The organism is Pseudomonas sp. RV120224-01b, assembly GCF_003208145.1.
Classification (GTDB): domain Bacteria; phylum Pseudomonadota; class Gammaproteobacteria; order Pseudomonadales; family Pseudomonadaceae; genus Aquipseudomonas; species Aquipseudomonas monteilii.
Map to the genome: position 1 here is coordinate 142,617 of NZ_QKMQ01000002.1, position 27,000 is coordinate 169,616.

General features: G+C 62.8%; 23 protein-coding genes and 1 tRNA gene. 19 read left to right on the plus strand and 5 right to left on the minus strand.

Annotated features, from left to right (window positions below):
* Nucleotides 1-66: 66 nt before the first annotated feature.
* The 5 genes from N436_RS03865 to N436_RS03885 all read left to right on the plus strand — a co-directional run bounded on the left by N436_RS03865 (nucleotide 67) and on the right by N436_RS03885 (nucleotide 5,569).
* A complete protein-coding gene (locus tag N436_RS03865; protein WP_016713687.1) occupies nucleotides 67-1,356 on the plus strand; it encodes an OprD family porin in 1,290 nt (429 codons plus the stop codon).
* 32 nt (nucleotides 1,357-1,388) lie between these two features.
* Nucleotides 1,389-2,369: a tripartite tricarboxylate transporter substrate binding protein gene (locus N436_RS03870; RefSeq protein WP_110740455.1), complete on the plus strand. Its 981-nt coding sequence runs from the start codon at nucleotides 1,389-1,391 to the stop codon at nucleotides 2,367-2,369.
* A gap of 199 nt (nucleotides 2,370-2,568) precedes the next feature.
* Nucleotides 2,569-3,027, plus strand: a complete 459-nt coding sequence (locus tag N436_RS03875; protein ID WP_060497932.1) for a tripartite tricarboxylate transporter TctB family protein — start codon at nucleotides 2,569-2,571, stop codon at nucleotides 3,025-3,027.
* A gap of 3 nt (nucleotides 3,028-3,030) precedes the next feature.
* Nucleotides 3,031-4,545, plus strand: coding sequence for a tripartite tricarboxylate transporter permease (locus N436_RS03880; RefSeq protein ID WP_105945812.1), 1,515 nt, complete (start codon nucleotides 3,031-3,033; stop codon nucleotides 4,543-4,545).
* Entirely contained in the window at nucleotides 4,538-5,569 is a 1,032-nt protein-coding gene (locus tag N436_RS03885; RefSeq protein WP_110740456.1) for an AbrB family transcriptional regulator, read from the plus strand. The genes N436_RS03880 and N436_RS03885 overlap by 8 nt, the downstream gene beginning before the upstream one ends.
* A 120-nt stretch (nucleotides 5,570-5,689) precedes the next feature.
* Here N436_RS03885 and ung read toward each other — a convergent pair whose 3' ends face one another.
* A complete protein-coding gene (gene ung, locus N436_RS03890) occupies nucleotides 5,690-6,382 on the minus strand; it encodes a uracil-DNA glycosylase (RefSeq protein ID WP_110740457.1) in 693 nt (230 codons plus the stop codon).
* Between the two features lie 126 nt (nucleotides 6,383-6,508).
* Between ung and N436_RS03895 the strand changes: the two genes are divergently transcribed.
* Entirely contained in the window at nucleotides 6,509-7,615 is a 1,107-nt protein-coding gene (locus tag N436_RS03895; RefSeq protein WP_110740458.1) for an enoyl-CoA hydratase/isomerase family protein, read from the plus strand.
* Nucleotides 7,616-7,744: 129 nt separating this feature from the next.
* On the opposite strand, the gene N436_RS03900 is transcribed toward N436_RS03895, so the two are convergent.
* Nucleotides 7,745-8,194: a hypothetical protein gene (locus N436_RS03900; protein WP_105945808.1), complete on the minus strand. Its 450-nt coding sequence runs from the start codon at nucleotides 8,192-8,194 to the stop codon at nucleotides 7,745-7,747.
* Nucleotides 8,195-8,406: 212 nt separating this feature from the next.
* On the opposite strand from N436_RS03900, the gene N436_RS03905 reads away from it, so the two are divergent.
* The 8 genes from N436_RS03905 (at nucleotide 8,407) to N436_RS03945 (ending at nucleotide 15,748) form a co-directional block, all read left to right on the plus strand.
* Nucleotides 8,407-9,888, plus strand: a complete 1,482-nt coding sequence (locus N436_RS03905; protein WP_105945807.1) for a sensor domain-containing diguanylate cyclase — start codon at nucleotides 8,407-8,409, stop codon at nucleotides 9,886-9,888.
* Nucleotides 9,881-10,093, plus strand: a complete 213-nt coding sequence (locus N436_RS03910) for a cysteine-rich CWC family protein (RefSeq protein ID WP_060497939.1) — start codon at nucleotides 9,881-9,883, stop codon at nucleotides 10,091-10,093. The genes N436_RS03905 and N436_RS03910 overlap by 8 nt, the downstream gene beginning before the upstream one ends.
* Nucleotides 10,094-10,102: 9 nt before the next feature.
* Nucleotides 10,103-10,795 carry a pseudouridine synthase gene (locus N436_RS03915; RefSeq protein WP_110740459.1) on the plus strand — a complete coding sequence of 231 codons (693 nt, stop codon included), beginning with the start codon at nucleotides 10,103-10,105 and terminating at the stop codon, nucleotides 10,793-10,795.
* Nucleotides 10,796-11,140: 345 nt separating this feature from the next.
* On the plus strand, nucleotides 11,141-12,028 hold the full coding sequence (gene phaG, locus N436_RS03920) for a (R)-3-hydroxydecanoyl-ACP:CoA transacylase (RefSeq protein WP_105945805.1): 888 nt from the start codon (nucleotides 11,141-11,143) through the stop codon (nucleotides 12,026-12,028).
* A 110-nt stretch (nucleotides 12,029-12,138) separates the two neighbouring features.
* A tRNA-Gly gene (locus N436_RS03925) sits at nucleotides 12,139-12,212 on the plus strand.
* 165 nt (nucleotides 12,213-12,377) lie between these two features.
* Complete coding sequence (locus N436_RS03935) at nucleotides 12,378-14,084, plus strand: SulP family inorganic anion transporter (protein ID WP_105945803.1); 1,707 nt, start codon at nucleotides 12,378-12,380, stop codon at nucleotides 14,082-14,084.
* Between the two features lie 286 nt (nucleotides 14,085-14,370).
* Entirely contained in the window at nucleotides 14,371-14,658 is a 288-nt protein-coding gene (nadS, locus tag N436_RS03940; RefSeq protein WP_025754594.1) for a NadS family protein, read from the plus strand.
* Between the two features lie 79 nt (nucleotides 14,659-14,737).
* A complete protein-coding gene (locus N436_RS03945; protein WP_110740460.1) occupies nucleotides 14,738-15,748 on the plus strand; it encodes a DUF4917 family protein in 1,011 nt (336 codons plus the stop codon).
* A gap of 46 nt (nucleotides 15,749-15,794) precedes the next feature.
* Here N436_RS03945 and N436_RS03950 read toward each other — a convergent pair whose 3' ends face one another.
* Complete coding sequence (locus N436_RS03950) at nucleotides 15,795-17,009, minus strand: SAM-dependent methyltransferase (protein WP_110740461.1); 1,215 nt, start codon at nucleotides 17,007-17,009, stop codon at nucleotides 15,795-15,797.
* Between the two features lie 56 nt (nucleotides 17,010-17,065).
* Nucleotides 17,066-17,683: a TPM domain-containing protein gene (locus tag N436_RS03955; protein WP_105945800.1), complete on the minus strand. Its 618-nt coding sequence runs from the start codon at nucleotides 17,681-17,683 to the stop codon at nucleotides 17,066-17,068.
* 187 nt (nucleotides 17,684-17,870) lie between these two features.
* Between N436_RS03955 and bglX the strand changes: the two genes are divergently transcribed.
* From bglX to N436_RS03980, 5 genes are all read left to right on the plus strand, one after another.
* The gene (gene bglX, locus N436_RS03960) at nucleotides 17,871-20,162 is read left to right on the plus strand and encodes a beta-glucosidase BglX (protein WP_105945799.1); all 2,292 of its coding nucleotides are present in this window, start codon (nucleotides 17,871-17,873) and stop codon (nucleotides 20,160-20,162) included.
* 87 nt (nucleotides 20,163-20,249) lie between these two features.
* Nucleotides 20,250-22,007, plus strand: a complete 1,758-nt coding sequence (locus N436_RS03965; RefSeq protein ID WP_110740462.1) for an ATP-binding protein — start codon at nucleotides 20,250-20,252, stop codon at nucleotides 22,005-22,007.
* Entirely contained in the window at nucleotides 22,001-23,335 is a 1,335-nt protein-coding gene (locus N436_RS03970) for a sigma-54 dependent transcriptional regulator (protein WP_105945797.1), read from the plus strand. The genes N436_RS03965 and N436_RS03970 overlap by 7 nt, the downstream gene beginning before the upstream one ends.
* 255 nt (nucleotides 23,336-23,590) lie before the next feature.
* Nucleotides 23,591-24,910: an MFS transporter gene (locus N436_RS03975; protein WP_060498004.1), complete on the plus strand. Its 1,320-nt coding sequence runs from the start codon at nucleotides 23,591-23,593 to the stop codon at nucleotides 24,908-24,910.
* A 192-nt stretch (nucleotides 24,911-25,102) separates the two neighbouring features.
* Nucleotides 25,103-26,242 (plus strand): Fic family protein, encoded by a 1,140-nt coding sequence (locus N436_RS03980; RefSeq protein WP_110740463.1) that lies wholly within the window; start codon nucleotides 25,103-25,105, stop codon nucleotides 26,240-26,242.
* Here N436_RS03980 and N436_RS03985 read toward each other — a convergent pair.
* Nucleotides 26,221-26,973: a membrane protein gene (locus N436_RS03985; protein ID WP_019097251.1), complete on the minus strand. Its 753-nt coding sequence runs from the start codon at nucleotides 26,971-26,973 to the stop codon at nucleotides 26,221-26,223. The genes N436_RS03980 and N436_RS03985 overlap by 22 nt on opposite strands.
* Nucleotides 26,974-27,000: the final 27 nt, after the last annotated feature.

Consider the following 27,000-nt stretch of genomic DNA (forward strand, 5'->3'; position numbering starts at 1 on the left):
CCCTTCGCGCCGAAAAAAGCACCAGCAAGGTGCAACGAATAAGAACAATAAACGGAGTCATCGACGATGCTGTCATCGCAGCCGCAGGCGTTCGCGCCTACCCGTTCCTTTGCCGCACGCCCCTCCGCCATCGCCAGCGCCCTTGCGCTTGCCGGTGTCGCCCCGATGAGCCAGGCCGCCTTCTTCGAAGACAGCACGGCCACCTTCGAAACCCGCAACATGTACTTCAACCGCGACTTCCGCGACGGCACCAGCGCGCAGCAATCCAAGCGCGACGAGTGGGCCCAGGGCTTCATCCTCAACTTCGAGTCCGGCTACACCGATGGCACCGTAGGCTTTGGCCTGGATGCACTGGGCATGCTCGGCATCAAGCTCGATTCCAGCCCCGACCGCACCGACACCGGCCTGTTGCCGACCCACGATGATGGCAAGGCCGCCGATGAATATTCCAAACTCGGCCTGACCGGCAAGGTGAAGATTTCCCAGACCGAACTGAAGATCGGCACCCTGATCCCCGAGCTGCCAACCCTGCAGCCCAACGACGGGCGTATCCTGCCGCAAACGTTCGAAGGCGGCCTGCTCACCTCGAAGGAAATCAAGGGCCTGACCTTCACTGGCGGTCGCCTGGACAAGGCCAAGGACCGCAACGACACCAACTGGGAAGACCTGGCGCTGAACAACAAGAACGGCCGCTTCGGTGGCAGCTTCAGCGCCGACAACCTGGCCCTGGGCGGGCTGGACTACCAGTTCACCGACCGCATCACCGGCAGCTATCACTTCGCCCAGCTCGACGACATCTACCGCCAGCACTTCATTGGCATGGTCGCCACCCAGCCGTGGGGCCCGGGCACCTTCGGCGCCGACCTGCGCCTGGCCGTGAGCGACGACGCCGGTGCGGCCAAGGCGGGCAACATCGACAACACCACCGTCAACGGCATGCTCAGCTACGCCCTGGGCGGGCACAAGGTCAGCGCCGCCTGGCAGCAGCTGTCTGGGGACAGCGCCTTCCCGTATGTCGATGGTGCCGACCCTTACCTGGTCAACTTCGTCCAGATCAACGACTTCGCCGGCGCCGACGAGCGCTCCTGGCAAGCGCGCTACGACTACAACTTCGCCGCACTCGGCGTGCCCGGCCTGACTTTCATGACCCGCTACATCAGCGGCGACAACGTCAGCCGCGCCGCCGGCGGCGAGGGCAAGGAGTGGGAACGCAACACCGAGCTCAAGTACGTGGTACAAAGCGGCCCGTTGAAGAACGTCGCCGTGCGCCTGCGCAACGCCACCTTCCGCTCCAACTTCGCCCGTGACGCGGACGAAGTGCGGCTGCTGGTGAGCTACAGCGTCGCCCTGTGGTAACCCAATAACAACAACGCTCACGGAGATAGACGATGACCTTTTCACTGCGCCGCCTCGTCCTCGCTACCGGCTGCCTGCTGTTGGCCGGCAATGCCCTCGCTGCCGAACCGAAACGCCCCGAATGTATCGCCCCCGCCTCGCCCGGTGGTGGCTTCGACCTGACCTGCAAACTGGTGCAAAGCGCCCTGGTGCAGGAAAAGATCCTCAGCAAGCCGATGCGCGTCACCTACATGCCCGGCGGTGTCGGCGCGGTGGCCTACAACGCCGTGGTCGCCCAGCGCCCGGCCGATGCCGGCACCCTGGTGGCCTGGTCCAGTGGTTCGCTGCTGAACCTGGCACAAGGCAAGTTCGGCCGCTTTGACGAGAACGCGGTGAAATGGCTGGCCGCTGTCGGTACCAGCTATGGCGCCATCGCGGTGAAAAGTGACTCCCCTTACAAAACCCTCGACGACCTGGTCGCCGCGCTGAAGAAAGACCCGAGCAAAGTGGTGATCGGCTCTGGCGGCACCGTGGGCAGCCAGGACTGGATGCAGACCGCCCTGATCGCCAAGGCTGCCGGCATCAACCCGCGTGACCTGCGCTACGTGGCCCTGGAAGGCGGTGGCGAAATTGCCACGGCGTTGCTGGGTGGCCATATCCAGGTTGGCTCGACCGACATCTCCGACTCCATGCCGCATATCCAGAGCGGCAACATGCGCATCCTTGCGGTGTTCTCGGAAAACCGCCTGGACGAACCCGAGATGAAAGACATCCCCACGGCCAAGGAACAGGGCTACGACATCGTCTGGCCGGTGGTACGCGGTTTCTACCTGGGGCCAAAGGTGAGCGACGAGGACTACACCTGGTGGAAAGCGTCGTTCGACAAGATGCTGGCCTCGGAAGACTTCGCCAAGCTGCGTGACCAGCGCGAGCTGTTCCCGTTCGCCATGACCGGCGAAGAGCTGGACGGCTATGTGAAGAAGCAAGTGGCTGACTACAAGGCATTGGCCAAGGAATTTGGGCTGATTCAGTAAACCTGTTGGATTCACCACAATCCCTGTGGGAGCGGCCTTGTGTCGCGATGGGCCGCACAGCGGCCCTTGGCACAACCAATGCGATGCTTCGGACAGATCGCATTGGCAGGTTTTGCGGCCGTTTCGCGCCCGATCGCGACGCAAGGCCGCTCCCACAGGATTTGCATCTCACTTGAGCAATCCCGACGAGGATTCCCCAATGATCCTGCAACGCATCTTCGCCCTGGCCCTGCTGGCGGTGTGCGCCGCCCTGGCCGTGATGGCCTTGCCCTACCAGGCGGCGTTTTCCTATGAGCCGGTCGGCCCACGCGCCTACCCGCTGCTGATGCTCGGCCTGATGAGCCTTGGCCTGCTGTACCTGGTGTTTCGCCCTACGCCCATCGTGCGCAAGGACGACGAGCCGGAACTGGACCGCGAAACCCTGACCAAGATTGCCGCCTGTGTCGGCCTGCTGGTTGTTTTCGCCGCCACCTTCGAGCCTTTGGGCTTCATTCTCAGCGCCATGCTGGTCGGTGTGCCCATGGCCCGGCTGTACGGCGGTCGCTGGCTGCACAGTGCCATCGTGGTGGTCGGCATGAGCGTCTTTCTCTACTGGCTGTTCGACCGCGTAATGGACGTGCCCCTGCCCCTTGGCCTGCTGAGCGTACTGGAGAACTGACACATGGATACCTTGAGCTACCTGGGCCAGGGCTTCGGCGTCGCCCTGTCCCCCTACAACCTGGTCACCGCCCTCTCCGGCACCCTGATCGGCACCGTGGTCGGCCTGCTGCCAGGCCTGGGCCCGATCAACGGTGTGGCCCTGCTGATTCCCATCGCCTTCGCCCTGGGCCTGCCACCGGAGTCGGCGCTGATCCTGCTGGCAGCGGTGTACCTGGGCTGCGAATACGGTGGGCGTATCAGCTCGATCCTGCTGAACATCCCGGGCGAGGCCTCGACCGTGATGACCACCCTCGACGGTTACCCGATGGCCCGCCAGGGCCTGGCCGGCGTGGCCCTGTCGCTGTCGGCCTGGAGCTCGTTCATCGGTGCCTTCATCGCCACTTGCGGCATGGTGCTGTTCGCCCCGTTGCTGGCGAAATGGGCCATTGCTTTCGGCCCGGCGGAGTACTTCGTGCTGATGGTGTTCGCCATCGTCGCCCTGGGCGGCATGGCCGGTGACAAGCCCCTGAAAACCTTCATTGCCGCCCTGATCGGCCTGTTCCTGTCGGCGGTCGGCATCGACGCCAACAGCGGCGTCTACCGCTTCACCGGTGACAGCGTGCACCTGGCCGACGGCATCCAGTTCGTGGTGCTGGTGCTGGGCCTGTTCTCCATCAGCGAAATCCTCCTGCTGCTGGAAAAGACCCACCATGGCCACCAGGCGGTCAAGGCTACCGGCCGCATGCTGTTCAACTTCAAGGAAGCGGCTTCGGTGTTCGTGGTGAACATTCGTTGCGGTCTGCTTGGTTTCATCATGGGTGTTCTGCCTGGCGCCGGCGCAACGTTGGCCAGTGCCGTGGCCTACATGACCGAGAAGCGCCTGGCGGGTGAAAGCGGCAAGTTCGGCAAGGGCGATGCCCGTGGCCTGGCCGCACCGGAAACCGCCATCGGTGCTTCGTGCTGTGGCGCCCTGGTGCCGATGCTGACCCTGGGTGTACCGGGCTCTGGCACCACCGCCGTGATGATCGGTGCCCTGACCCTGTACAACATCACCCCCGGCCCACTGCTGTTCGAACAGCAGCCAGACATCGTCTGGGGCCTGATCGCGTCGCTGTTCATCGCCAACATCATGCTGGTGATCCTCAACATTCCGATGATCCGCATTTTCACCCGCATCCTCGCCGTGCCGAACTGGGCGCTGGTGCCGGTGATCGCCATCATCACCGCCATCGGCGTGTACGCCGTGCATGCCACCACCTTCGACCTGTTCCTGATGGTCGGCATCGGCATCATGGGTTACATCCTGCGCAAGCTGGACTTCCCGCTGTCGCCAATCCTGCTCGGTTTCATTCTCGGCGGGCTGATGGAGCAGAACCTGCGCCGTGCGCTGTCGATCTCCAACGGTGAGCTGGGCATCCTCTGGTCGAGCCCCATCAGCATGGGCGTGTGGGCGCTGGTGGCGCTGATGCTTGCCTTGCCGCTGCTGCGCATCTGGCGCAAACGCAGCCAGCAGCGCCGGGCCCTGGCCGATGCCTGATCGCGCGTTGCCGTTGTTTGTCGCAACCGGGCTGGTCGGCCTTGCTGGCGGTTACATCGCCAGCAAGGTCGGCTGGCCTTTGCCGTGGATGGTCGGCTCGCTGCTGGCCATCATCCTGGTGCGCTGCCTGACGCCCTGGCAACTGTCAGAGATACCCAACGGCCGCAAGTGCGGGCAGTGCATCATCGGCATCGGCATTGGCCTGCACTTTACCCCGGCAGTGATCGAGCAGGTGGGCAGCCATTTTGCGCTGATTTTCTTCGGCGCCCTGTTCACGACCCTGTCCAGCGTGATCAGCGTGTGGCTGTTGCGAAAGACCGGTGAAGACCGCGCCACGGCTTTTTTCGCGAGCATGCCTGGAGGCTCAGGGGAGATGGTCAACCTCGGCGCACGCAACGGCGCGGTACTGAGCCAGGTGGCTGCGGCGCAGAGTTTGCGGGTGCTGGCGGTGGTCCTGTGCGTACCGGCGCTGTTCAAGTTCTTGCTGGGTGACGGGGTGCCGCTAAATCACGCCGGCAGCGTCAGCTGGGGCTGGCTGGCCTTGATTGTATTGTTGGGTGTTGCCGCTGCACTGCTCTGGCAACGCTTGCGCCAGCCCAATCCGTGGCTGTTCGGGCCATTGCTGGTAGCGGCCACGGTCAGCCTGGCCGGCAACCTGCAAATCGCACTGCCCAATGGTGCCAGCCAGATCGGCCAGTGGCTGATAGGCAGCGGCCTGGCTTGCCACTTCAACCGCGCCTTCTTCCGCCGCGCACCTTCGTTCCTGGGGCGCACGCTGTTAGCCACGGCGCTGTGCATGGCGATTGCCGGCAGTGCCGCGTGGGTGCTTAGCGTGATGACCGCGCTGGATTTGCGTTCGTTGACGCTGGGGATGATGCCGGGCGGGATTGCCGAAATGAGCCTGACGGCAGAAACCCTGCAACTGTCGGTACCGCTGGTGACGGCGTTGCAGGTGATGCGTTTGCTGTTTGTGCTGTTTCTGGCGGAGCCGTTGTTCCGCTTGTGGAACACAAATCCGGAATAATCGCGTTGCCTGCTTCGCGGGCTCGCCCGCTCCCACAGGGATAGCACCTGCCTTAAGGGCGTTGCAGTACCTGTGGGAGCGGGCGAGCCCGCGAAGAAGGCGCCGCGGTCTTTCAAGTGATCAGAGTGGCGGCAATGCCCAGTTGATCGGCGCCATGCCACGCTGCTCAAGGAAGCTGTTGGTCCGGCTGAAATGCCCGCAGCCCAGGAACCCACGGTAAGCCGACAGTGGCGACGGATGCACCGACTTCAGCACCAGGTGCCTGGTCCCATCGATCAGCTTCTGTTTGCTCTGCGCATGCGACCCCCACAGCAGGAACACCACGTTCGGGCACTGCTCACTGACCACCTGGATAACCCGGTCGGTAAAGAACTCCCACCCCTTCTTGGCGTGCGACGCCGCATTGGCACGTTCCACGGTCATGGTGGTGTTGAGTAGCAAAACTCCCTGCTCGGCCCAGCTTTGCAGGTAGCCATGGCTGGCAATCGGGATGTTCAGGTCGCGCTGCAGTTCCTTGTAGATGTTGACCAGCGACGGCGGCGTGGCCACGCCCGGTTGCACCGAGAAACACAGACCATGCGCCTGGCCCGGCCCGTGGTAAGGGTCCTGGCCAAGGATGACCACCTTCACTTGGTCCAGCGGTGTCGAGTTGAGTGCATTGAAGATCAGCGGCCCTGGCGGGTAGATCTCCTTGCCGGCGGCATATTCGCTGCGCAGGAACGCTCGCAGCTGATGCATGTAGGGCTGGTCGAATTCGGCGCGCAGTGCGGCCTTCCAGCTGGGTTCGAGTTTGATGCGATCGTCGTCAGTCATGGGGCCATCCGTAAACAATGGCGCGACACTAGGTAAGCCCTTCCCGCTTGTCAAACGATCCGACCGACAACCGGCATGTTCGGCCAGGCAGGCCATACTTGTGCGATGACTTGAGCGAGGTAGTCCATGGCCATTCATTGCGAGGTACTCACCGGCGCCGATGGCGCCCGCATCGGCATTGCCACCCTGGATGCACCCAAGGCACTCAATGCCCTGAACCTGCCCATGATCGAAGTATTGGGCGAACAACTGCATGCCTGGGCCCGCGACCCGCGCGTAGCCTGCGTGCTGCTGCGCGGCAACGGCGCAAAAGCCTTCTGCGCCGGTGGCGATGTACGTGCACTGGTACAAGCCTGCCGCGACCACCCCGGCAGCGTGCCGCCCCTGGCTGCCACCTTCTTCGCCGCCGAGTACCGCCTGGACTTTGCCCTGCACACCTACCCCAAGCCGCTGCTGTGCTGGGGGCATGGGCATGTGCTAGGTGGCGGCATGGGGCTGTTGCAGGGGGCTAACGTGCGTATCGTCACACCCAGCAGCAGGCTGGCCATGCCGGAAATCAGCATTGGCCTGTACCCGGATGTGGGCGCGAGCTGGTTTCTGGCACGGCTGCCGGGCAAGCTGGGGTTGTTCCTGGGGCTGACGGGGGCACCGATCAACGCCCGCGATGCCCTGGACCTGGGCCTGGCCGACCGTTTTCTGGGCGAACACCAGCAAGAGGCGCTGATCGAAGAACTGCTGCAGTTGAACTGGCAAGAGCAGACAGCCCTGCAGCTGAACAGCCTGCTCAAGGCAGAACAGCACCGCGCCTGTGCCGAGTTGCCCGAAGCCCAGTGGTTGCCAAGGCGGCAGGTGATCGATGCGTTGCTCGACGTGGCCGATGCGGCGGCGGCCTGGCGTGCGCTGGAAGGGCTCAAGCACCATGATGACCCGCTGCTGGCCGATGCCGGCCAACGGTTGCATCAGGGTTGCCCACTGACGGCGCACCTGGTCTGGGAGCAAATCCGCAGGGCACGGCATCTGTCGCTGGCACAGGTGTTCCAGATGGAATACAGCATGAGCCTGAACTGTTGCCGTCACCCCGAGTTCAGCGAAGGCGTACGCGCCCGCCTGCTGGATAAGGACGACCAGCCGCGCTGGCACTGGCCGGATGTAGCGCAGGTACCGGCGGCAGTGGTCGAGGCTCATTTTGCCAAGGTATGGGAGGGGCGGCACCCATTGGCAGATCTGGGTTAGGCTGAAGAAGGTGGGGCTGCTTTGCAGCCCATCGCCGGCAAGCCAGCTCCCACAAGAGGCCTTGTCGCAGAACCTGTGGGAGCTGGCTTGCCGGCGATGGGGCGCAAAGCGCCCCCGTTTCACTTCACCTTACCGCTGCCAGTTACCTCCTTGCCCCTGCCCCCGCTGGCCATCCCAACGCCCGCCACCATTCCCCTGCCTGTTGGAATGCGAATCGCCACGCTGGTAGCGCTGGCTGCCATCACGATAGTCATGGCGATCCCGGTCTTGCCTGTAGTCTTGCCGTTGGCGATTGCCATAGTCGTAGCGCGGGTTGCCATGCCACCGGTTCATCCCCGGCTGCGGATACGGCCGGTATTGCGGCGCGGGGGCTGGCCGGTAGTAATAGCGGGGCGCCGGCTGGTAGTAATAGCGCGGTTGCGGCGTGACGTAGTAACGGTCATAGCGGTAATAACCCGGCGAGACGTAACGGTCGGTGGAGTAGTAGTCCGAACGGTAATAGCCCCCGCTCTCGTAGTACGGGGCGCAGGCGGAAGTCATCAGCCCCAGCAGGGCGATCAACAGGATTCGATAGGACATGGCGGCCTCCTGGACCGCTGGAGTGCCCGAACAGCGGCGCTGGCGAGCATCGATGCGTGATGCGTTCATCGACACTGAATAAGACAGCGACGCCGAGGTGCAGTGCCATTTCTGCAACAATTTGATACAGGTGCGATAGGCCCGAAAAACTTGCAGTCATTTATCGGTCATCTCACTAGAATGGGCGGCTCGGCACACATCATGGGAAGATCATGCCCTCACGTTCCGCTCTGTTCTCGCAGCGCTCGCTGATCGTTACCCTGCTGGTGCTGCTGGCCTGCGGCTTCCTTGCTACCTCGCTGCTCAGCTACTTCTCCTCGCGCAGCGCCATCCGCGACGGCATTATCAATACCGAATTGCCGCTGACCTCCGACACGGTCTACTCGGAAATCCAGAAAGACCTGATTCGCCCGGTACTGATCGCCTCGATGATGGCCCAGGATACTTTTTTGCGTGACTGGGTACTGTCGGGCGAAAAGGACACCCAGCGCATGACACGCTACCTGGGCGAGGTCATGGGCAAGCAGGACACCTTCACCTCGTTCTTCGTCTCCGACCGCACCCTCACCTACTATCAAGCCAAGGGCGTGCTCAAGCATGTGCAAGCCGGCACATGGCGCGATGCCTGGTATTTCCGCCTGCGTGACCTCAAGGCCCCTTACGAGATCAATGTCGACCTGGACATGGCCAACCAGGACAGCCTGACCGTGTTCATCAATTATCAGGTGCACGACTACCAGCACCGCTTTATCGGTGCTGCCGGGGTGGGGCTGAGTGTGTCCTCGGTGGTCAAGCTGATCGATCAGTACCAGCGCCGCTACCAGCGGTCGGTCTTGTTTGTCGATGCCAAAGGCAAAGTGTTGCTGACCGGCTCCGAAGGTGGCCCGCACGGTTTGCGGGTCGGCCAGCCACTGAGCGACAACGCCGAATTGAGCGATGTGCTGGCCGAACAGCGGGTGCCCGGCGAAGGCAGCCACGAGTACCACGACAGCGACAACCACAGCCACTTCCTCAACGTGCGCCACTTGCCCGAGCTGGACTGGTACCTGTTGGTGGACAAGCGCGAAACCGGCGCCCTCGACCGCATTCGCCACTCCCTGTACCTGAACCTGGCCATCTGCGCGATGATCACGTTGGTGGTGCTGGCGCTGGTGCATGCCATGGTGCGCCGCCATCAGGCCAGCACCGAGGCACTGGCCACGCTCGACAGCCTTACCGGCCTGCCCAACCGGCGCAGCTTCGACTTGCTTGCCGCCCAGGCGTTGCACGAAGCCCAGCGCGACAGTGGGCCGCTGGTGGCGCTGCTGATCGACCTGGACCACTTCAAGGCGCTGAATGACACCCACGGCCACCTGGCAGGCGACGAAGTGCTGCGCCAGTTCGCCAATGTGCTGCAGGGCAGCCTGCGCCAATCGGATATACTCTGCCGCTGGGGCGGTGAGGAGTTCATCGTGCTGCTGCGTGAAGCCGAAGGTCGGCAGGCCATCGAGGTAGCGGAAAAGATCCGCCGCCGCACCGAACAGCTCACGTTCAGCTACGACGAACAACCCCTGCGCCTGACCACCAGCATCGGCCTGAGCAGCCTGCAACCGGAAGATACCCTGCACGCCTTGCTGACCCGCGCCGACCGAGCGCTCTATCGTGCCAAGCAGGCCGGCCGTAACCGCGTCTGCAGTGAAACCCAAGATGAATGACAGCCAACACTGCCCCGCTTGCGGTGCCCTCAACCAGTGCAGCCTGGCCGACCCACGCCGCGCCACCCAGGCCTGCTGGTGCTACAGCGTGAGTATCGACCCGGCCGTGCTCCAGGCCCTGCCCGCCGAATTACGCGACAAAGCCTGCCTGTGCCCACGCTGCGCCGCCGTTGAAGAACAACTTCGATCAACCACTTCTCACTGACCTGTTGCAATGCGCCTCGACCGCTTCCTTGCCAACCTGCCCAGCCTCAACCGCCAACAAACCCGCCTGATGCTGGTACAACGTCGTGTGCGGGTAGATGGACAGGTGGTCAGCGACCCGCTGACCGAGGTACGCGAATTCAGCCGCGTGGAGCTGGACGACCAGGTGCTGCAGGCTGGCCGACCGGCGCGCTACCTGATGCTGCACAAACCCACAGGCTGCGTCAGCGCCACCCAGGACCCACAGCACCCTACCGTGCTCGACCTGCTGCCCGAAGCATTGCGAGGCGACCTGCACATAGCCGGGCGCCTGGACTTCAACACCACCGGGTTGATGATCCTGACCAACGATGGCCAATGGTCACGGCGCCTGACCCAACCTGCCACCAAGCTGCCCAAGCACTACCTGGTGGACACCGAGGACGAGATTGGCGAGCACTATGAGGCCAAGTTTCGTGAGGGTTTCTACTTCGCCTTTGAAGGCCTCACCACCCTGCCCGCCCAGCTGGACATCCTCGGCCCGCGCCAGGCGCGGCTGGCGATCGTCGAAGGGCGCTATCACCAGGTCAAGCGCATGTTCGGGTTCTTCGACAACAAGGTGGTGGGGTTGCACCGGGAAAGCATGGGCGCAATCCGCCTGGATCCTGATTTGGCTCCGGGGGCGTTTCGTGACCTGACGGCGGATGAAATCGCCACTGTCTAGGCTGCCCGTTCTGGCCCAAGGTGGTCATACGACCGCTCAGCGACAAAAGTCACAAAATCTCCCGAACGGCACTTGCAGGATCCCCGACCCACTGCTTGAATCCAAATCGTCAGTCTGCATGTGACCAACAAGTCACGCCCGCAGTCGAAGACGCCTTTTGCCGGCCACCCAGGGCCTTGATGCCTTGGGGCACGGCAAATTGCCCGCCAAAAACAATACCGTCGACAAATGTGCCAAGGATCGACACAGGGCCCCCCGGTTACTCTTCAGGCGAATGCCTACCTGTCATAAAGAACGTGCACCCTAGGTGACGCGAATACCCTTTTTGCGCCAGGAGTCGATGACATGAGGCCAGAAATCGCTGTACTTGATATCCAAGGTCAGTATCGGGTTTACACGGAGTTCTATCGCGCGGAAGCGGCCGAGAATACGATCATCCTGATCAATGGCTCGCTGGCCACCACGGCCTCGTTCGCCCAAACGGTACGTAACCTGCACCCGCAGTTCAACGTAGTGCTGTTCGACCAGCCGTATGCCGGCAAGTCCAAGCCACACAACCGCCAGGAACGGCTGATCAGCAAGGAGACCGAGGCGCACATACTCCTTGAGCTGATCGAGCACTTCCAGGCCGACCATGTGATGTCGTTCTCATGGGGTGGCGCAAGTACGCTGCTGGCGCTGGCGCACCAGCCGCGGTGCGTGAAGAAGGCCGTAGTGAGCTCGTTCTCGCCGGTGATCAACGAACCGATGCGCGACTACCTGGACCGTGGCTGCCAGTACCTGGCCGCCTGCGATCGCTATCAGGTCGGCAACCTGGTCAACGACACCATCGGCAAGCACCTGCCATCACTGTTCAAGCGCTTCAACTACCGCCACGTCAGCAGCCTGGACAGCCACGAGTACGCGCAGATGCACTTCCACATCAACGAGGTGCTGCAACACGACCTGGAGCGGGCGCTGGATGGCGCACGCAATATCAACATTCCGGTACTGTTCATCAACGGCGACCGCGACGAGTACACCACGGTCGAAGATGCGCGGCAGTTCGGCAAGCACGTGGGCCGAAGCCAGTTCAGCGTGATCCGCGATGCGGGCCACTTCCTGGATATGGAAACCAAGGCCGCCTGCGAGGACACCCGCAATGTCATGCTGGGGTTCCTCAAACCAACTGTGCGTGAAACCCGTCAACGCTACCAGCCGGTACAACAGGGGCAGCATGCATTGGCCATCTGAGCGCATCGGCGCCCTGTGGCTGATCCCGCAGGCTGTAGGGTGCCGACAAGCTTTTTTATAACTTGGGCTTCTAATTCGTGGAGGGTTCTGGTAAAAAGTGCTGCGCAGACGCGGGTATAGTTTAGTGGTAAAACGAAAGCTTCCCAAGCTTTAGTTGAGGGTTCGATTCCCTCTACCCGCTCCACATTGCATCACCGCATGGCGTTCCAGCAACGTCATCGCTGTCAAAAGGAGCCTTGGCTCCTTTTTTCGTTTCTGCCCTCCCGGTTTGATCTGGCCCATGGCCAATTGCCTGCCGATCCGCTTCAATGCGTAGATGGTTACGTGAAGCATTTCGAAAGGACAACGCATGTTTCTCTCCCGCTGGCTACCGGGCCTTGCCAACCTGCTGCACTACCGCCGCGAATGGTTCCATGCCGATTTGCAGGCAGGCCTCTCGGTCGCAGCGATTCAGATACCCATCGCCATCGCTTACGCACAAATTGTCGGTTTGCCGCCACAATACGGCCTGTACGCCTGCGTGCTGCCAATGATGGTCTACGCCCTGATCGGCAGCTCGCGCCAGCTGATGGTAGGCCCTGACGCCGCCACCTGCGCGATGATCGCCGGTGCCGTGGCGCCGCTGGCCATGGGTGACCCGCAACGCATCGCCGAACTGTCGGTGATCGTCACCGTGCTGGTCGGAGTGATGCTGATCGCTGCCGGCCTGGCACGGGCCGGGTTCATTGCCAGCTTCTTCTCGCGACCGATCCTGATCGGCTACCTCAACGGCATCGGCCTGAGCCTGATCGCCGGGCAGCTGTCCAAGGTGGTGGGGTTCAAGATCGAGGGCGACGGTTTTATCCTCAGCCTGATCAACTTTTTCCAGCGCCTGGGTGAGATCCACTGGATCACGTTGTTCATCGGCCTGGCCGCTCTGGGCCTGCTGATCTGGCTACCACGGCGTTTCCCACGCCTGCCCGCCGCGCTGACCGTGGTGGCACTGTTCATGTTGCTGGTCGGCCTGTTTGGCCTCGACCGCTTCGGCGTCGCCATCCTCGGCCCGGTGCCGGCCGGCATCCCACAGCTGGCCTGGCCGCACAGCAACCTGGCGGAAATGAAGAGCCTGCTGCGCGACGCCCTGGGTATCGCCACCGTCAGCTTCTGCAGCGCCATGCTCACCGCACGCAGCTTTGCCGCCCGCCACGGCTACGCGATCAACGCCAACCACGAATTCGTCGCCCTGGGCGTGAGCAACCTGGCGGCCGGGGTGTCCCAGGGCTTTGCCATCAGCGGCGCCGACTCGCGCACCGCCGTCAATGACATGGTGGGTGGCAAGAGCCAGCTGGTCGGCATCGTCGCCGCGCTGGTCATTGCCCTGATCCTGTTGTTCTTCACCGCGCCGATGGCGTGGATCCCGCAGGCAGCATTGGGCGCCGTGCTACTGATGGCCGGCTGGGGGCTGATCGACATCAAGTCGCTGGGGCTCATCCGCCGCCTGAGCCGCTTCGAGTTCTGGCTCTGCCTGCTGACCACGGCGGGCGTGCTGGGCCTGGGCGTGCTGCCCGGCATCGTGTTTGCTGTGACCCTGGCGATCCTGCGCCTGCTCTACAGCATCTACCAACCCACCGACGCCGTGCTCGGCTGGCTGCCGGGCACCGAAGGCCAGGTCGACATCCGCAAGCACAAGGACGCCCGCACCGTGCCGGGCCTGGTGGTGTACCGCTTCGACGACGCGATCCTGTTCTTCAACGCCGACTACTTCAAGATGCGCCTGCTCGAAGCGGTGCAGAGCCAGGACCAGCCCAAGGCCGTGCTGTTCGATGCCGAAGCCGTCACCAGCATCGACGTCAGCGGTATCGCCGCCTTGCGTGAAGTGCGCGACACCCTGGCCGCGCAAGGCATCTTCTTTGCCATCGCCCGCGCCCGGGGCACCTTCCTGCGCATGCTGGTGCGCTCGGGGATGGCACGGGAAATGGAAGACAAACTGCTGTTCGGCTCGGTGCGGGCGGGAATTCGGGCGTATCGGGTGTGGCGTAACCGCAACCGCAGCACGCTCATTACCGGAGCGGGATGAACAGAACGCTATCGCAACCCATTCGGCCCCTACAGAGAAAAGGACTACCCGCCCCCCGGAAAAGGATGATCGCCCAGTGAGGAGCGGATTCGCTAGCCTCGCTGACCCGATCCTGAATACGGCCGGGCAATCCTTCTCCGTGGCGCTGGACAACCAGCAGCTACGCCAATGGCGTACAACCTGTTATGCTTTTTACCGAAACAGCCTTGTTCACCAAGCGAGTCAAGGAACGCCTAGATCAGCAACGCAACGCGCTGAGGTCGATCATTGAACACTGGAGGCACGCATGAACCGCTTTTTTGACGAACTGCTGGAAAGCGTGCAACAAATGGACGACATCGTCCAAGGGAAGCAGGCGCCTTCTCGGGAATTCGAGATTGATGCACTCCTGGTGCGTAACATCCGCAAGGCAACGGGGCTCACGCAAGCACGCTTTGCCGAGATAATCGATGTTCAGGTAGCAACATTGAGGAATTGGGAACAAGGACGACGAGAACCTACCGGGCCTGCCAAGGCATTACTACGCGCAATACGTAATGATCCTGATCATGTATTAAAGGCCCTTGCGCACTGACAAGGGCCTGTAGGCGTCGCACGCCCTGCACGACATGCTAAAGTCGCCCCGCTCCCCGCTCCACCCAACGGACTCCAGCATGCCTGCACTTGACGCTACCCTCACCCCTTGGCCAGAACTCGCCGCCCGCCATCCCTGCGATGCCCTGCTACTGGGCAATGGCGCCAGCCGCGCAGTGTGGAAGCCGTTCGGCTATTTCTCGCTGTTCGAGGAAGCACAACGCGCAGGCCGCAAGAAAGGCCTGGCGGTCAGTGACCAGGCCCTGTTCAAGTCGTTGGGCACGGAACTGTTCGAGCCGGTGCTCAGCGCCCTCAACACCACCGTGCGCGCCAACGCCGCGCTGGCCATCAACTCCACCGCACCGCTGAACCGCTATTACTCGATCAAGGAAGCGTTGATTCACGCCGTGCGCACGGTACACCTGCCGTGGCCGCTGATGCCGCCAGCCACCCTCGCGGCCCTCAACCAGGCCCTGCGTGGCTACCGCAGCGTCTACACCAGCAACTACGACCTGCTGCTACCGTGGGCTGTACAGAGCGCCCCACACGGCTTCGCCGAACTGTTCGACGAACAAGGCTTCTTCGACGTGCGTCGCACCCGCAGCGAAGGCACGCGGGTGATGCACCTGCACGGCGGCCTGCACCTGCTAAAGCTGCCCGATGGCACCACCCGCCAACGCAGCGCCGACAGCGCCGAACTGCTTGATGGCTTTGCCGTGAACATCCCAGGTGAAGTGCCACTGTTCGTCAACGAAGACCGCAGCGACGAAAAGCTGCGCGCCATCCGCCATTCGGACTACCTCAGCTGGTGCCTGGGGCAACTGGCCCAGGAAAGCCAAGGGTTATGCCTGTTCGGTCAGCACCTGGACAGCAGTGACCAGCACCTGCTCGAAGCCATCCGCCTGGCCCGGCCGAAGCAGCTCTCGATTGCTATCCGGCCGGTGAGCGAAGCGTCGGTGATCAACCAGAAGCAGCATTTTGTTGATCGGTTTGGAGATTTGGCCGGGACGCAGGTGCATTTCTATGACGCCAGTACGCATCCGCTGGGGCTACCAGATTTGGCGATCGATCGACCAGCGGCTAGACGCTAGCACGCCCGCGGCACGAGCACGCCAGCAGGCTTGCTAGTGGTTGCTTTCAAAGCAACCCATCCGCCCGCAACAACGTCTCCAGGCAATGCTCCTGCACCCCATAAAACGCCTTGAGCTGGCCAATCTTCTCCAGCAACTCGCCGTTAGCCATCGGCTGCCGCCGCTTCACCGCAAGAATCATCTTGTTCTTGTTGGTGTGCTCCAGCGAGATGAACTCGAACACCTTGGTTTCGTAACCGCAGGCTTCCAGGTACAACGCGCGCAGGCTGTCGGTGAGCATTTCGGCCTGCTGGCCCAGGTGCAAGCCGTATTGCAGCATGGGTTGCAGCAACCCCGGGCTGTGCAGTTGCGGGCGGATCTGCTTGTGGCAGCACGGCGAGCACATGATGATCGCGGCGTTGCAGCGGATACCGGTGTGAATGGCGTAGTCGGTGGCGATATCGCACGCATGCAGGGCGATCATCACTTCGATGGCCTCGGGCACCACGCTACGTACATCACCGCACTGGAATTCCAGGCCCGGATGCTCCAGGCGCGAAGCGGCGGCGTTGCACAAGTCGACCATGTCCTGGCGCAGCTCTACACCGGTGACCTGTGCCTCACGGCCCAGGCTGTTGCTCAGGTAGTCATGCATGGCAAAGGTCAGGTAGCCCTTGCCCGAGCCGAAGTCGGCCACCCGCAGCGCCTGCTCCGCAGGTACCGGCGCACTGGCCAGGGCGTGATCGAAGACCTCGATGAACTTGTTGATCTGCTTCCACTTGCGCGACATGGACGGGATCAATGCACCTTGTGCATCAGTCACGCCAAGGTCACGCAGAAACGGCCTCGACAAATCCAGGTAGCGCTTCTTCTCGCGGTCATGGCCGCTGCTCGCCGTGGCCTCGCGTGGAGCCTGCGCGCCGTGACGTTGCAACATCGGCTTGCCCTTCTTGCTGAAGGTCAGTTGCACTTCGCCATCTGCGTCGAACAGGTGGGCATTGCGGAAGCTGTCCGGCAGCAGCTCGGCTACCAGCGCCTGCGCCTGTTCCAGCGACAGGTTGCGGGTAATGTCGCGGGTCTGGTGGCGGTAGACCAGCGACAGGCATGGCTGGCCCTTGACCTGCAGCGGCTTGGCGATGATCCGTTGCAAGGTCTGGTCGGCACCGACATGGCGCGCCAGCACCAGTTTGACCAAGGTGTTGCCGTGCAAGGCTGCATTCAGAAGGCCGAGAAACCGGGCGCGTGCATCTGACGCAGAGGGGGCGGAAGAACTGGCGGACATGGAGAAACGGTGCCTCGAATAGCGGGAACCGCATTCTACACCCTGCAGGTTCCAAGTCAGTCCAGGATCACCAACCGGTTGGGCAACTCGTTGCGCGCATGGGTAGGCGGCACATGCTCGCTAAGCAGCTCGCCGCACGCATCGATGCACTCGACAAACCCCTGCAAGGTCCGCCCCTGACGCACCTGCTCGGCAAAGCGGGCGACGATGGCCGCCCGCGCGTTGGCATCCAGATGATGCTCGATACCGCGGTCGACCAGGATCTCCACGTGCCTCTCCGCCTCGCTGACGAAGATCAGCACGCCCGTGGCAGCTGCGGTGCGCTGCAGGTTTTGTTCGCGAAACTGCTGGCGGGCCAGCCGCGAAGCGCGCCAGCGGCGCAAGGCCCGGGGAATTAGCCAACCGGCCAGGCGCGGGTTGCGCAGCAACAGGCACAACCCGACGAACAGCAGCACGTTGGCCACCAGCAGACCGCGCATGCCAGGCCAGCCCAGCAGCCACTGCAGCAGCCCTGGCACGGCCAGCGCCAGCACGGCAGCCCAGAACAACGGCCAATAGGCGTAATCGTCAGCACGGCGCGCCAGTACCGTCACCAGTTCGGCATCGGTTCGCTTTTCAGCACGGGCAATGGCTTCGGCAATCTGCCGTTGATGGTATTCGTCGAAAGGGGTCATGCCGTCGGTCTCTTGAGCGTTCTTATAGTTGTTGTCCCGGCATTCGGGGCTTCGTCCCCAGGCGACATATTCAGGCATAATCCGCCGCTGGAAAACGAGCGTGTCAATCGTACAACAATAGCCGCCTGAAAACTTCGGCCGCGCACGTATCACCGCTGGATACGGCAGAGGCCCCACAACGGAATTGATGATGAAATTGTCTTTGCTGGGCCTGGCCATGGGCCTTGCCAGTCAGGCGGCCCTCGCCGCCCCCACCGCCCCGCCCCTGCAGGACAAGCAGGCGTTCATCGACCATCTGATCAGCCAGATGACCGAAGCCGAGAAAATCGGCCAGTTGCGCCTGATCAGCATCGGCCCGGAAATGCCACACGAAAAGATCCGCGAGGAAATCGCCGCTGGCCGTATCGGTGGCACGTTCAACTCACGCACCGCGCCCGAAAACCGCCCGATGCAGGACGCGGCCATGCGCAGCCGCCTGAAGATCCCGATGTTCTTCGCCTACGACACCGTCCACGGCGAGCGCACCATCTTCCCGATCGGCCTGGGCATGGCCGCCACCTGGGACATGGACGCCGTGGCCAAGGTTGGCCGCACCGCCGCCATCGAAGCCTCCGCCGACGCTCTGGACATGACCTTCGCACCCATGGTCGATATTGCCCGCGACCCACGTTGGGGCCGCACCAGTGAAGGCTTTGGTGAAGACACCTACCTGACCTCGAAGATTGGCCAGGTGATGGTGCGCTCGTTCCAGGGCAGCAGCCCGGCCAACCCCGACAGCATCATGGCCATCGTCAAGCACTTCGCCCTGTACGGCGCCGTGGAAGGCGGGCGCGACTACAACACGGTCGATATGAGCCTGCCGAAGATGTACAACGACTACCTGCCGCCCTACCGCGCCGCCCTCGACGCCGGTGCCGGCGGGGTGATGGTGGCACTGAACTCGATCAACGGCGTGCCGGCCACCTCCAACACCTGGCTGATGAACGACCTGCTGCGCAAGGAGTGGGGCTTCAAGGGTGTGACCATCAGCGACCATGGCGCCATCCAGGAGCTGATCCGCCACGGTGTCGCCCGCGACGGTCGCGAAGCCGCCAAGCTGGCGATCAAGGCCGGCATCGACATGAGCATGAACGACACCCTGTACGGCGAAGAGCTGCCAGGCCTGCTGAAGTCCGGTGAAGTGACCCAGGGCGAGCTGGACCAGGCGGTGCGCGAAGTACTCGGAGCCAAGTACGACATGGGCCTGTTCAAGGACCCGTACGTGCGCATCGGCAAGGCCGAAACCGACCTGAAAGACTACTACGGCAACGACCGCCTGCACCGCGAAGCCGCGCGTGATGTGGCCCGCCGCAGCCTGGTACTGCTGGAAAACCACAACCAGACCCTGCCGCTGAAAAAAGCCGGCACCATCGCCCTGGTCGGCCCGCTGGCCGATGCACCGATCGACATGATGGGCAGCTGGGCCGCCGACGGCAAACCCGTGCACTCGGTGACAGTGCGTGAAGGCTTGCGCCGCGCCGTAGAAGGCAAAGCCAAGCTGGTCTACGCCAAAGGCTCCAACGTCACCGGCGACAAGGCGATATTCGATTACCTGAACTTCCTCAACTTCGACGCACCGGAAATCGTCGACGACCCACGCCCGCCTGCGGTGCTGATCGACGAAGCCGTGAAGGCTGCCAAGCAGTCCGACGTGGTCGTAGCGGTTGTCGGCGAGTCGCGTGGCATGTCCCACGAGTCGTCCAGCCGCACCACCCTGGAAATTCCAGCCAGCCAGCGTGAGCTGATCAAGGCCTTGAAGGCGACCGGCAAGCCGCTGGTGCTGGTGCTGATGAACGGCCGGCCACTGTCGATCGGCTGGGAACGCGAGCAGGCCGACGCCATCCTCGAAACCTGGTTTGCCGGTACCGAGGGCGGCAATGCCATCGCCGACGTACTGTTTGGCGACTACAACCCATCCGGCAAGCTGGCCATCACCTTCCCGCGTTCGGTCGGGCAGATCCCGATGTATTACAACCACACGCGCATTGGCCGGCCGTTCACGCCGGGTAAGCCGGGTAACTACACGTCGCAGTACTTCGAAGAGCCTAACGGCCCGCTGTACCCGTTCGGCTATGGCCTGAGCTACAGCAGCTTCGAGCTGTCCGGCCTGAAGCTGTCGCACAAGGACCTCAAGCGCGGTGACAACCTGGAGGCCAAGGTGACGGTAAAGAATACTGGCAAGGTGGCCGGCGAGACCGTGGTGCAGCTGTACCTTCAAGATGTGTCGGCATCGATGAGCCGCCCGGTCAAGGAACTGAAAAACTTCCAGAAGCTGATGCTCAAGCCGGGTGAGTCGCGGACCTTGACCTTCCGCATCAACGAGGATGACCTGAAGTTCTACAATGGCCAGCTGCAGCGGGTTGCCGAGCCAGGTGAGTTCAATGTCCAGGTAGGGCTGGACTCCCAGGCGGTGCAACAGCAGAGCTTTGAACTGCTGTAACTGAAACCGGCCGCCTGTACCGGCCCTTTCGCCGTTAGACCTGCGAAAGGGCCGGCCCCGATCCCCAAATATTCCGGATCCGCCCCAATGCCCTTTTCCTTTCGCGCCCTGCGTCTGGGGCTGATCACCTTGCTCATCCTGCTGGGCACCGCCCTCAGTGCCGGCTGGGCCATGGACCAGGCCAAGCGCCAGGCCATGGAAGACGACGCCCGGCGTGCCAGTCAGCAACTGGGGCTGTACGCCAATGCCCTGCACACCCTGATCGACCGCTACCGCGCCCTGCCCGCCGTACTGGCACTGGACCCGGAACTGATCGCCGCCCTGCGCGGCCCGGTCAATGAACAGGTGCAGGACGCCCTGAACCGCAAGCTGGAGCGCATCAATGGCGCGGCCAATTCCTCAACCCTCGAGCTGCTCGACCGCACCGGCCTGGCCATTGCCGCCAGCAACTGGCGGCTGCCCAGTAGCTACGTCGGCTCCAACTACGGTTTCCGCCCCTATTTCAAGCAAACCCGCAGCCAAGGCAGTGGCCGCTTCTACGCCGTGGGCGTAACCAGTGGCGTACCGGGCTACTTCCTCGCCAGCGCGGTAAATGACGAGCATGGCCGCTTTCTCGGAGCCATGGTGGTCAAGCTGGAATTCCCCGAGCTGGAACGCGAATGGCGCCAGGGCAGCGATATCCTGCTGGTCAGTGACGCCCGTGGCATCACCTTCATCGCCAACCAGGATGGCTGGCGCTACCGCGAGCTCCAGCCGCTGAGTGGTGCCGACCGTGCCGAGCTGGCTGAAACACGCCAGTACGACAAACAGCCGCTGGTGCCCCTGCAGCATCAGGTGCTGACCCGTTTTGCCGAGTACAGCACCCTTAGCCGCGTGCAAGGCCCGCAGGGCAGTGCCGAGTACCTGTGGGAAAGCCTGCCGCTGGAAGGTGACCACTGGACCTTGCACCTGTTGCGCAAGCCACAGGTGGCCGCCGATGGCCGCAATGCCGCCCTGGGCGCCGCAGCCGTGTGGCTGAGCCTGGTGTTCGCCGCCCTGTTCGTCAGCCAGCGCCTGCGCCTGGCCCGCCTGCGCCAGCGCAGCCGGCTAGAGCTCAAACGCCAGGTCGAAGAACGCACCCGTGAGTTGCGCACCGCCCAGGAGGGCCTGGTGCAGTCGGCCAAACTGGCCGCCCTCGGGCAGATGTCGGCCGCCATGGCCCACGAAATCAACCAGCCGCTGACCACACAGCGCATGCAACTGGAAACCCTGCGGCTGCTGCTGGACCACGGCCGTTACGACGAAGCGCGCCAGGCCCTGGAACCGCTGGAACAAATGCTCACACGCATGGCCGCACTGACCAGCCACCTGAAAACCTTTGCCCGCAACAGCCCCGTCGGCCTGCGCGAGCGCCTCGATCTGGCCACCGTGGTCGACCAGGCCTTGCACCTGCTGGAAACCCGCATCCGTAGTGACGAGGTCGAGGTGGCCTTGTACCTGGCACGCCCGGCCTGGGTACGCGGCGATGCCATTCGCCTGGAGCAAGTGCTGATCAACCTGCTGCGCAATGCCCTCGACGCCATGGCCGACAAGCGCTACAAACGCCTGGAGGTGCGCATCGAGCCAGATGGCGAGCTGTGGCGCCTGAGCGTGCTGGATTCGGGTGGAGGCATCACCGAGGCCGACCTGGCCAAGGTGTTCGACCCGTTCTTCACCACCAAGCCGGTGGGTGAAGGGCTGGGCCTGGGCCTGGCCATTTCCTACGGTATCGTCCACGAGGCCGGTGGCCAACTGCTGGCCGAAAACGTACCTGGTGGCGCACGCCTGAGCCTTACCCTGCCCCGTGACCTGGAGCCTGTATGTTGAATTCAGTGATCGTCGTCGATGATGAAGCCAGCATCCGTACTGCCGTCGAGCAATGGCTGAGCCTGTCCGGTTTCACTGTGCAGTTGTTCGCTCGCGCTGATGAATGCCTGGCACACCTGCCACGGCACTTCCCGGGGGTGATCATCAGCGATGTGCGCATGCCAGGCATGGACGGCCTGCAATTGCTCGCGCGCCTGCAGGCGGACGACCCCGACCTGCCCGTGATCCTGCTGACCGGCCACGGTGATGTGCCCATGGCAGTAGAAGCCATGCGCAACGGGGCCTATGACTTCCTGGAAAAACCCTTCACCCCGCAGCACCTGCTGGGTAGCCTGCGCCGGGCACTGGAAAAGCGCCAGCTGGTCCTTGAAAACCGTCGGCTGCACGAACAGGCTGACCTCAAGTCACGCCTGGAAGGCACACTGCTGGGGATGTCCCAGGGCCTGCAGCAACTGCGCAGGCAGGTGCTGGACCTGGCCGGCCTGCCAGTCAACGTGCTGATTCGTGGTGAAACCGGCAGCGGCAAGGAGCGGGTCGCCCGTTGCCTGCACGATTTTGGCCCGCGCGCCGGCAAACCATTCGTTGCCCTCAACTGCGCGGCCATCCCCGAAGCGCTGTTCGAAGCCGAACTGTTCGGCCATGAAAGCGGTGCCTTCACCGGCGCCCAAGGCAAGCGCATCGGCAAACTGGAGTACGCTAACGGTGGCACGGTGTTCCTCGACGAAATCGAGAGCATGCCACTGGCGCAACAGGCCAAGCTGCTAAGGGTGATCCAGGAGCAGAAACTGGAGCGTTTGGGGGCTAACCAGAGCATCAGCATCGACTTGCGAATCATTGCCGCGACCAAGCCCGACCTGCTCGACGAGGCCCGTGCCGGGCGTTTTCGCGAAGACCTGGCCTACCGCCTGAACGTGGCCGAACTGCGCCTGGCGCCGTTGCGTGAGCGGCGCGAGGACATTCCACTGCTGTTCGAACACTTTGCCCGTGCAGCAGGCGAAAAGCTTGGACGCTGCGCACCGCCGCTGTCGGGGGCACAGCTGGCGCAACTGCTGTCGCATGACTGGCCAGGTAACGTTCGCGAGCTGGCCAATGCGGCGGAGCGGCACGCGTTGGGGCTAGGTTCGCCGAACATCGAGGTAGCGCCTGCCGGGCAATCGCTGGGCGAGCAGATGGAGGCGTTCGAGGCGCAATGCCTGCGCGCAGCGTTGCGACAGCATGGGGGCGAGATCAAGGCGGTGATGGAGACCTTGCAGCTGCCGCGGCGCACGCTTAATGAAAAGATGCAGCGGCACGGGTTGGTGCGCGAGGATTTTGTCGGGCGAGAATGAGCGGAAATCCGCTTATGACCAGGATTTAGTAGGCGAGATTCCGCTTATCAACTCAAGATTTTGGGGCTGCTTTGCAGCCCATCGCGACGCAAGGCCGCTCCTGCAAGGGCCGTGCAAGGCTTGCTATTACGGGGTTCGCGGAGCTCGCAACGCCCCCAAATGAATCACCCTGCACCCATTTGGCACACCTTCTGCAATTGCCTTGGCAAGCTGCGCCACGGCGCGCTCCACAAAAACAACGAGAAGGTATCCCTGATGGATAACGCCACCTCCCTGCCCGCCGGGGCGGCCACTGCGCCCGCCGCGGAAAAAACCACCGCCAGCCGCCTGAAGTCGATCTTCAGCGGGTCCATCGGCAACATGGTCGAATGGTACGACTGGTACGTCTACGCCGCATTCTCGCTGTACTTCGCCAAGGCCTTCTTCCCGGCCGGCGACTCCACCGCACAATTGCTCAACACCGCCGCGATCTTCGCCGTGGGCTTCCTGATGCGCCCGATCGGTGGCTGGTTGATGGGCCTGTACGCCGACCGCAAGGGCCGCAAAGCTGCATTGATGGCCTCGGTACTGCTGATGTGCGCAGGCTCGCTGGTCATCGCCCTGACCCCGGGCTACGAAACCATCGGTGTCGCCGCACCGATCCTGCTGGTGATTGCGCGCCTGATGCAGGGCCTGTCGGTGGGTGGTGAATACGGCACCTCGGCCACCTACCTCAGCGAGATGGCCAGCAAGGACCGCCGTGGTTTCTTCTCCAGCTTCCAGTACGTGACCCTGATCTCCGGCCAGCTCATCGCCCTGGCAGTACTGATCATCCTGCAGCAGACCCTGACCACCGAGCAGCTGTACGCCTGGGGCTGGCGCGTGCCGTTCGTGATCGGTGCGCTGTGCGCCGTGGTGGCCCTGTACCTGCGTCGCGGCATGGAAGAAACCGCCTCCTTCACCAAGAAGGAAAAGGCCAAGGAAAGCCTGATGCGCACCCTGATGCGCCACCCCAAAGAGCTGATGACCGTGGTCGGCCTGACCATGGGCGGCACCCTGGCCTTCTACACCTACACCACCTACATGCAGAAGTACCTGGTCAACACAGTGGGCATGAGCATCAGCGACTCGACCACCATCTCGGCCGCCACGCTGTTCCTGTTCATGTGCCTGCAGCCGGTGATTGGTGGGCTGTCCGACAAGATCGGCCGTCGCCCGATCCTGATCGCCTTCGGTGTGCTCGGCACCCTGTTCACCGTCCCTATCCTCAGCACCTTGCACACCATCCAGACCTGGTGGGGCGCGTTCTTCCTGATCATGGCCGCGCTGATCATCGTCAGCGGCTACACCTCGATCAACGCAGTGGTCAAGGCAGAGCTGTTCCCGACGGAAATCCGCGCCCTGGGCGTGGGCCTGCCGTACGCCCTGACCGTGTCCATCTTCGGCGGCACCGCCGAATACGTGGCCCTGTGGTTCAAGAGCGCTGGCATGGAAAGCGGCTTCTACTGGTACGTCACCGCCTGCATCGCCTGTTCGCTGCTGGTGTATGCAACCATGAAGGACACCAAGCAGCACTCGCGGATTACTACTGAGTAATGCTGGCCTTGCAGGACTGACAAGGGGCGCCTTATTGAATAGGGCGCCCTTTTTTCATTCACGAACGGCACCCGTGAGCCGATTAACAAACCTAATCGGCTCACAAGTTGAGCCGAATAGCGCTATTATTCGGCTCACTTAATGAGCCGAATAGCCGGCTTATTTGGCTCACGGGATGGATCGGCAACAATCATGAACAGCCCTTCGTGGATCTGGCAGCAACCTGCCTGGCCTCAATTTACCTGGCAAAACGAAGCCATCACCCCACTGCTGCGCAACTGCATCGACATGCAAGGCCGCCTGCTGGGCAAGATGGGCAACGTCGACGCGCTCAGCGAATGCCAGAACATGCTGGACACGCTGCTTCAGAACATCGTCACATCCTCGGCAATCGAAGGTGAAAAGCTGAATGATGGCGAAGTCCGCTCTTCCCTCGCTCGCCGACTAGGCATTGAAGAACAGGGCGCCACCAATGCTCGCAGTGAAGGACTAGCGGAGTTGATGCTGGATGCAACGCAAGGGTATGACCGACCGCTGACCCTGCAACGCCTGTTCATTTGGCACCAGTGGCTGTTCCCGGTGACGCAAGGTACCTTGAGCAAAGCGGTACTGGTTGGCCAGTTACGGGATGAATTGCCCATGCAAGTGATCTCTGGCCGCCTCGACAAGCCCACCGTGCATTTCCAGGCACCACCGCGCGATGGCCTTGAAGCTCAGCTCGCCGAATTTCTCGACTGGTTTGCCAACAGCCTCGACACTGCCAGCCTGGACCCACTGCTGCGCGCCGGTATCGCCCACTTCTGGTTCGTTACACTGCACCCATTCGACGATGGCAATGGTCGCCTGACCCGAGCAATTACCGACCTGGCGCTGGCGCAAGGTGAGCGCCAGGCCATTCGCTTCTATGCCATGTCCGCCAGTATTCTCGAAGACAGGGCCGGCTATTACCAGGTGCTGGAGCGCAGCCAGAAGGGCGGTCTGGATATCACCCTGTGGCTAAGCTGGTTTCTTGCCACACTGCTGCGTAGCCTCGAACAGGCACTGGCCAACATCGACCGGACATTGGCCAAGGCCAGGTTCTGGCAGGCGCATCGCGCAGATGGTTTGCTGCCAGAACAGGTAAAGGTACTCAACAGGTTGCTTGATGGTGGCCCCCGCGGTTTCGAGGAAGGCATCAGCGCCACTCAATATCAGGCAGTGGCGAAGGTGTCCAAGGCCACTGCGACCCGCCACCTAGCCGACCTGCTCGACAAGGCCTGCCTTGTTCGCTTGCCAGGCGGGGGCCGTAGTACGCGCTACCGCATCAATACTCAAGACATCTCCAACGCCTGACGCGGCTCACGGCGCTGGTACCAGCTGGCCATCAGCACCAGCACCAGCAACACCCCGCCCAGCACAGCCGAAGAGCCGACCGTGCCAAAGTCCAGGCCGCCCTTTTCATGGGGTTTGGTCAGGACATCGCCCAGCGTGGCGCCAAACGGACGGGTAAGCACGAACGCCACCCAGAACAGCACAACGCCTGGAATACGCGTCCAGTAGCGGGCCACCACTACGAGGGCAATGGCACTGCCGATCAGCAACGCGCCGCCTGCAAAACCCAGCCCCGAATCGTCGGCCAGGTAATCGCCCAGGGCGGTGCCAAGCGTGTTGGAAAACAGGATCGCCACCCAGTAGAACAGCTCGCCCGTGCGGTTCTTGATACGGGTGACATCCAGTGGGTTGCCGCTCAGGCGCCACACCAGGAAGGTCAGCAGCAGGATGCCGATGAGCAAGGCCGACCCCGTGGCATAACCCAGGCCCAGGGTGCGGTCCATGAAGTCGGACATGGTGGTGCCGGCGGTACTGGTGGAGAGGATCACCAGCCAATACAGCATCGGGTGGTAGCGGCGCGAGTAAAGCTGGCCGAGCAAGGTCAGCAGGAACACGCTGATCAGCAGCAGCGAGCTGACGGCATAGCCAACGTTCAGCGTCATCGACAGCAAGTCGCCCGCCGTTTCGCCAAGGGTGGTAGCGCAGATCTTCATGACCCAGAAGGCCAAGGTGATTTGCGGGAGTTTGTTCATTGTTGTGCCGCTCCAGTTTGAGGTGCG

Bases quoted from the DNA above. Each gene is read 5' to 3' on its own strand.
- N436_RS03955 (WP_105945800.1), bottom strand. From the start codon at position 17,683: ATGACCCCTTTCGACGAATACCATCAACGGCAGATTGCCGAAGCCATT.
- N436_RS03975 (WP_060498004.1), top strand. From the start codon at position 23,591: ATGGATAACGCCACCTCCCTGCCCGCCGGGGCGGCCACTGCGCCCGCC.
- N436_RS03895 (WP_110740458.1), top strand. From the start codon at position 6,509: ATGGCCATTCATTGCGAGGTACTCACCGGCGCCGATGGCGCCCGCATC.
- N436_RS03875 (WP_060497932.1), top strand. From the start codon at position 2,569: ATGATCCTGCAACGCATCTTCGCCCTGGCCCTGCTGGCGGTGTGCGCC.
- N436_RS03985 (WP_019097251.1), bottom strand. From the start codon at position 26,973: ATGAACAAACTCCCGCAAATCACCTTGGCCTTCTGGGTCATGAAGATC.
- N436_RS03870 (WP_110740455.1), top strand. From the start codon at position 1,389: ATGACCTTTTCACTGCGCCGCCTCGTCCTCGCTACCGGCTGCCTGCTG.
- N436_RS03980 (WP_110740463.1), top strand. From the start codon at position 25,103: ATGAACAGCCCTTCGTGGATCTGGCAGCAACCTGCCTGGCCTCAATTT.
- nadS (WP_025754594.1), top strand. From the start codon at position 14,371: ATGAACCGCTTTTTTGACGAACTGCTGGAAAGCGTGCAACAAATGGAC.
- N436_RS03970 (WP_105945797.1), top strand. From the start codon at position 22,001: ATGTTGAATTCAGTGATCGTCGTCGATGATGAAGCCAGCATCCGTACT.
- N436_RS03905 (WP_105945807.1), top strand. From the start codon at position 8,407: ATGCCCTCACGTTCCGCTCTGTTCTCGCAGCGCTCGCTGATCGTTACC.
- N436_RS03880 (WP_105945812.1), top strand. From the start codon at position 3,031: ATGGATACCTTGAGCTACCTGGGCCAGGGCTTCGGCGTCGCCCTGTCC.
- N436_RS03885 (WP_110740456.1), top strand. From the start codon at position 4,538: ATGCCTGATCGCGCGTTGCCGTTGTTTGTCGCAACCGGGCTGGTCGGC.
- ung (WP_110740457.1), bottom strand. From the start codon at position 6,382: ATGACTGACGACGATCGCATCAAACTCGAACCCAGCTGGAAGGCCGCA.
- N436_RS03900 (WP_105945808.1), bottom strand. From the start codon at position 8,194: ATGTCCTATCGAATCCTGTTGATCGCCCTGCTGGGGCTGATGACTTCC.
- bglX (WP_105945799.1), top strand. From the start codon at position 17,871: ATGATGAAATTGTCTTTGCTGGGCCTGGCCATGGGCCTTGCCAGTCAG.
- phaG (WP_105945805.1), top strand. From the start codon at position 11,141: ATGAGGCCAGAAATCGCTGTACTTGATATCCAAGGTCAGTATCGGGTT.
- N436_RS03965 (WP_110740462.1), top strand. From the start codon at position 20,250: ATGCCCTTTTCCTTTCGCGCCCTGCGTCTGGGGCTGATCACCTTGCTC.
- N436_RS03910 (WP_060497939.1), top strand. From the start codon at position 9,881: ATGAATGACAGCCAACACTGCCCCGCTTGCGGTGCCCTCAACCAGTGC.
- N436_RS03950 (WP_110740461.1), bottom strand. From the start codon at position 17,009: ATGTCCGCCAGTTCTTCCGCCCCCTCTGCGTCAGATGCACGCGCCCGG.
- N436_RS03935 (WP_105945803.1), top strand. From the start codon at position 12,378: ATGTTTCTCTCCCGCTGGCTACCGGGCCTTGCCAACCTGCTGCACTAC.
- N436_RS03945 (WP_110740460.1), top strand. From the start codon at position 14,738: ATGCCTGCACTTGACGCTACCCTCACCCCTTGGCCAGAACTCGCCGCC.
- N436_RS03865 (WP_016713687.1), top strand. From the start codon at position 67: ATGCTGTCATCGCAGCCGCAGGCGTTCGCGCCTACCCGTTCCTTTGCC.
- N436_RS03915 (WP_110740459.1), top strand. From the start codon at position 10,103: ATGCGCCTCGACCGCTTCCTTGCCAACCTGCCCAGCCTCAACCGCCAA.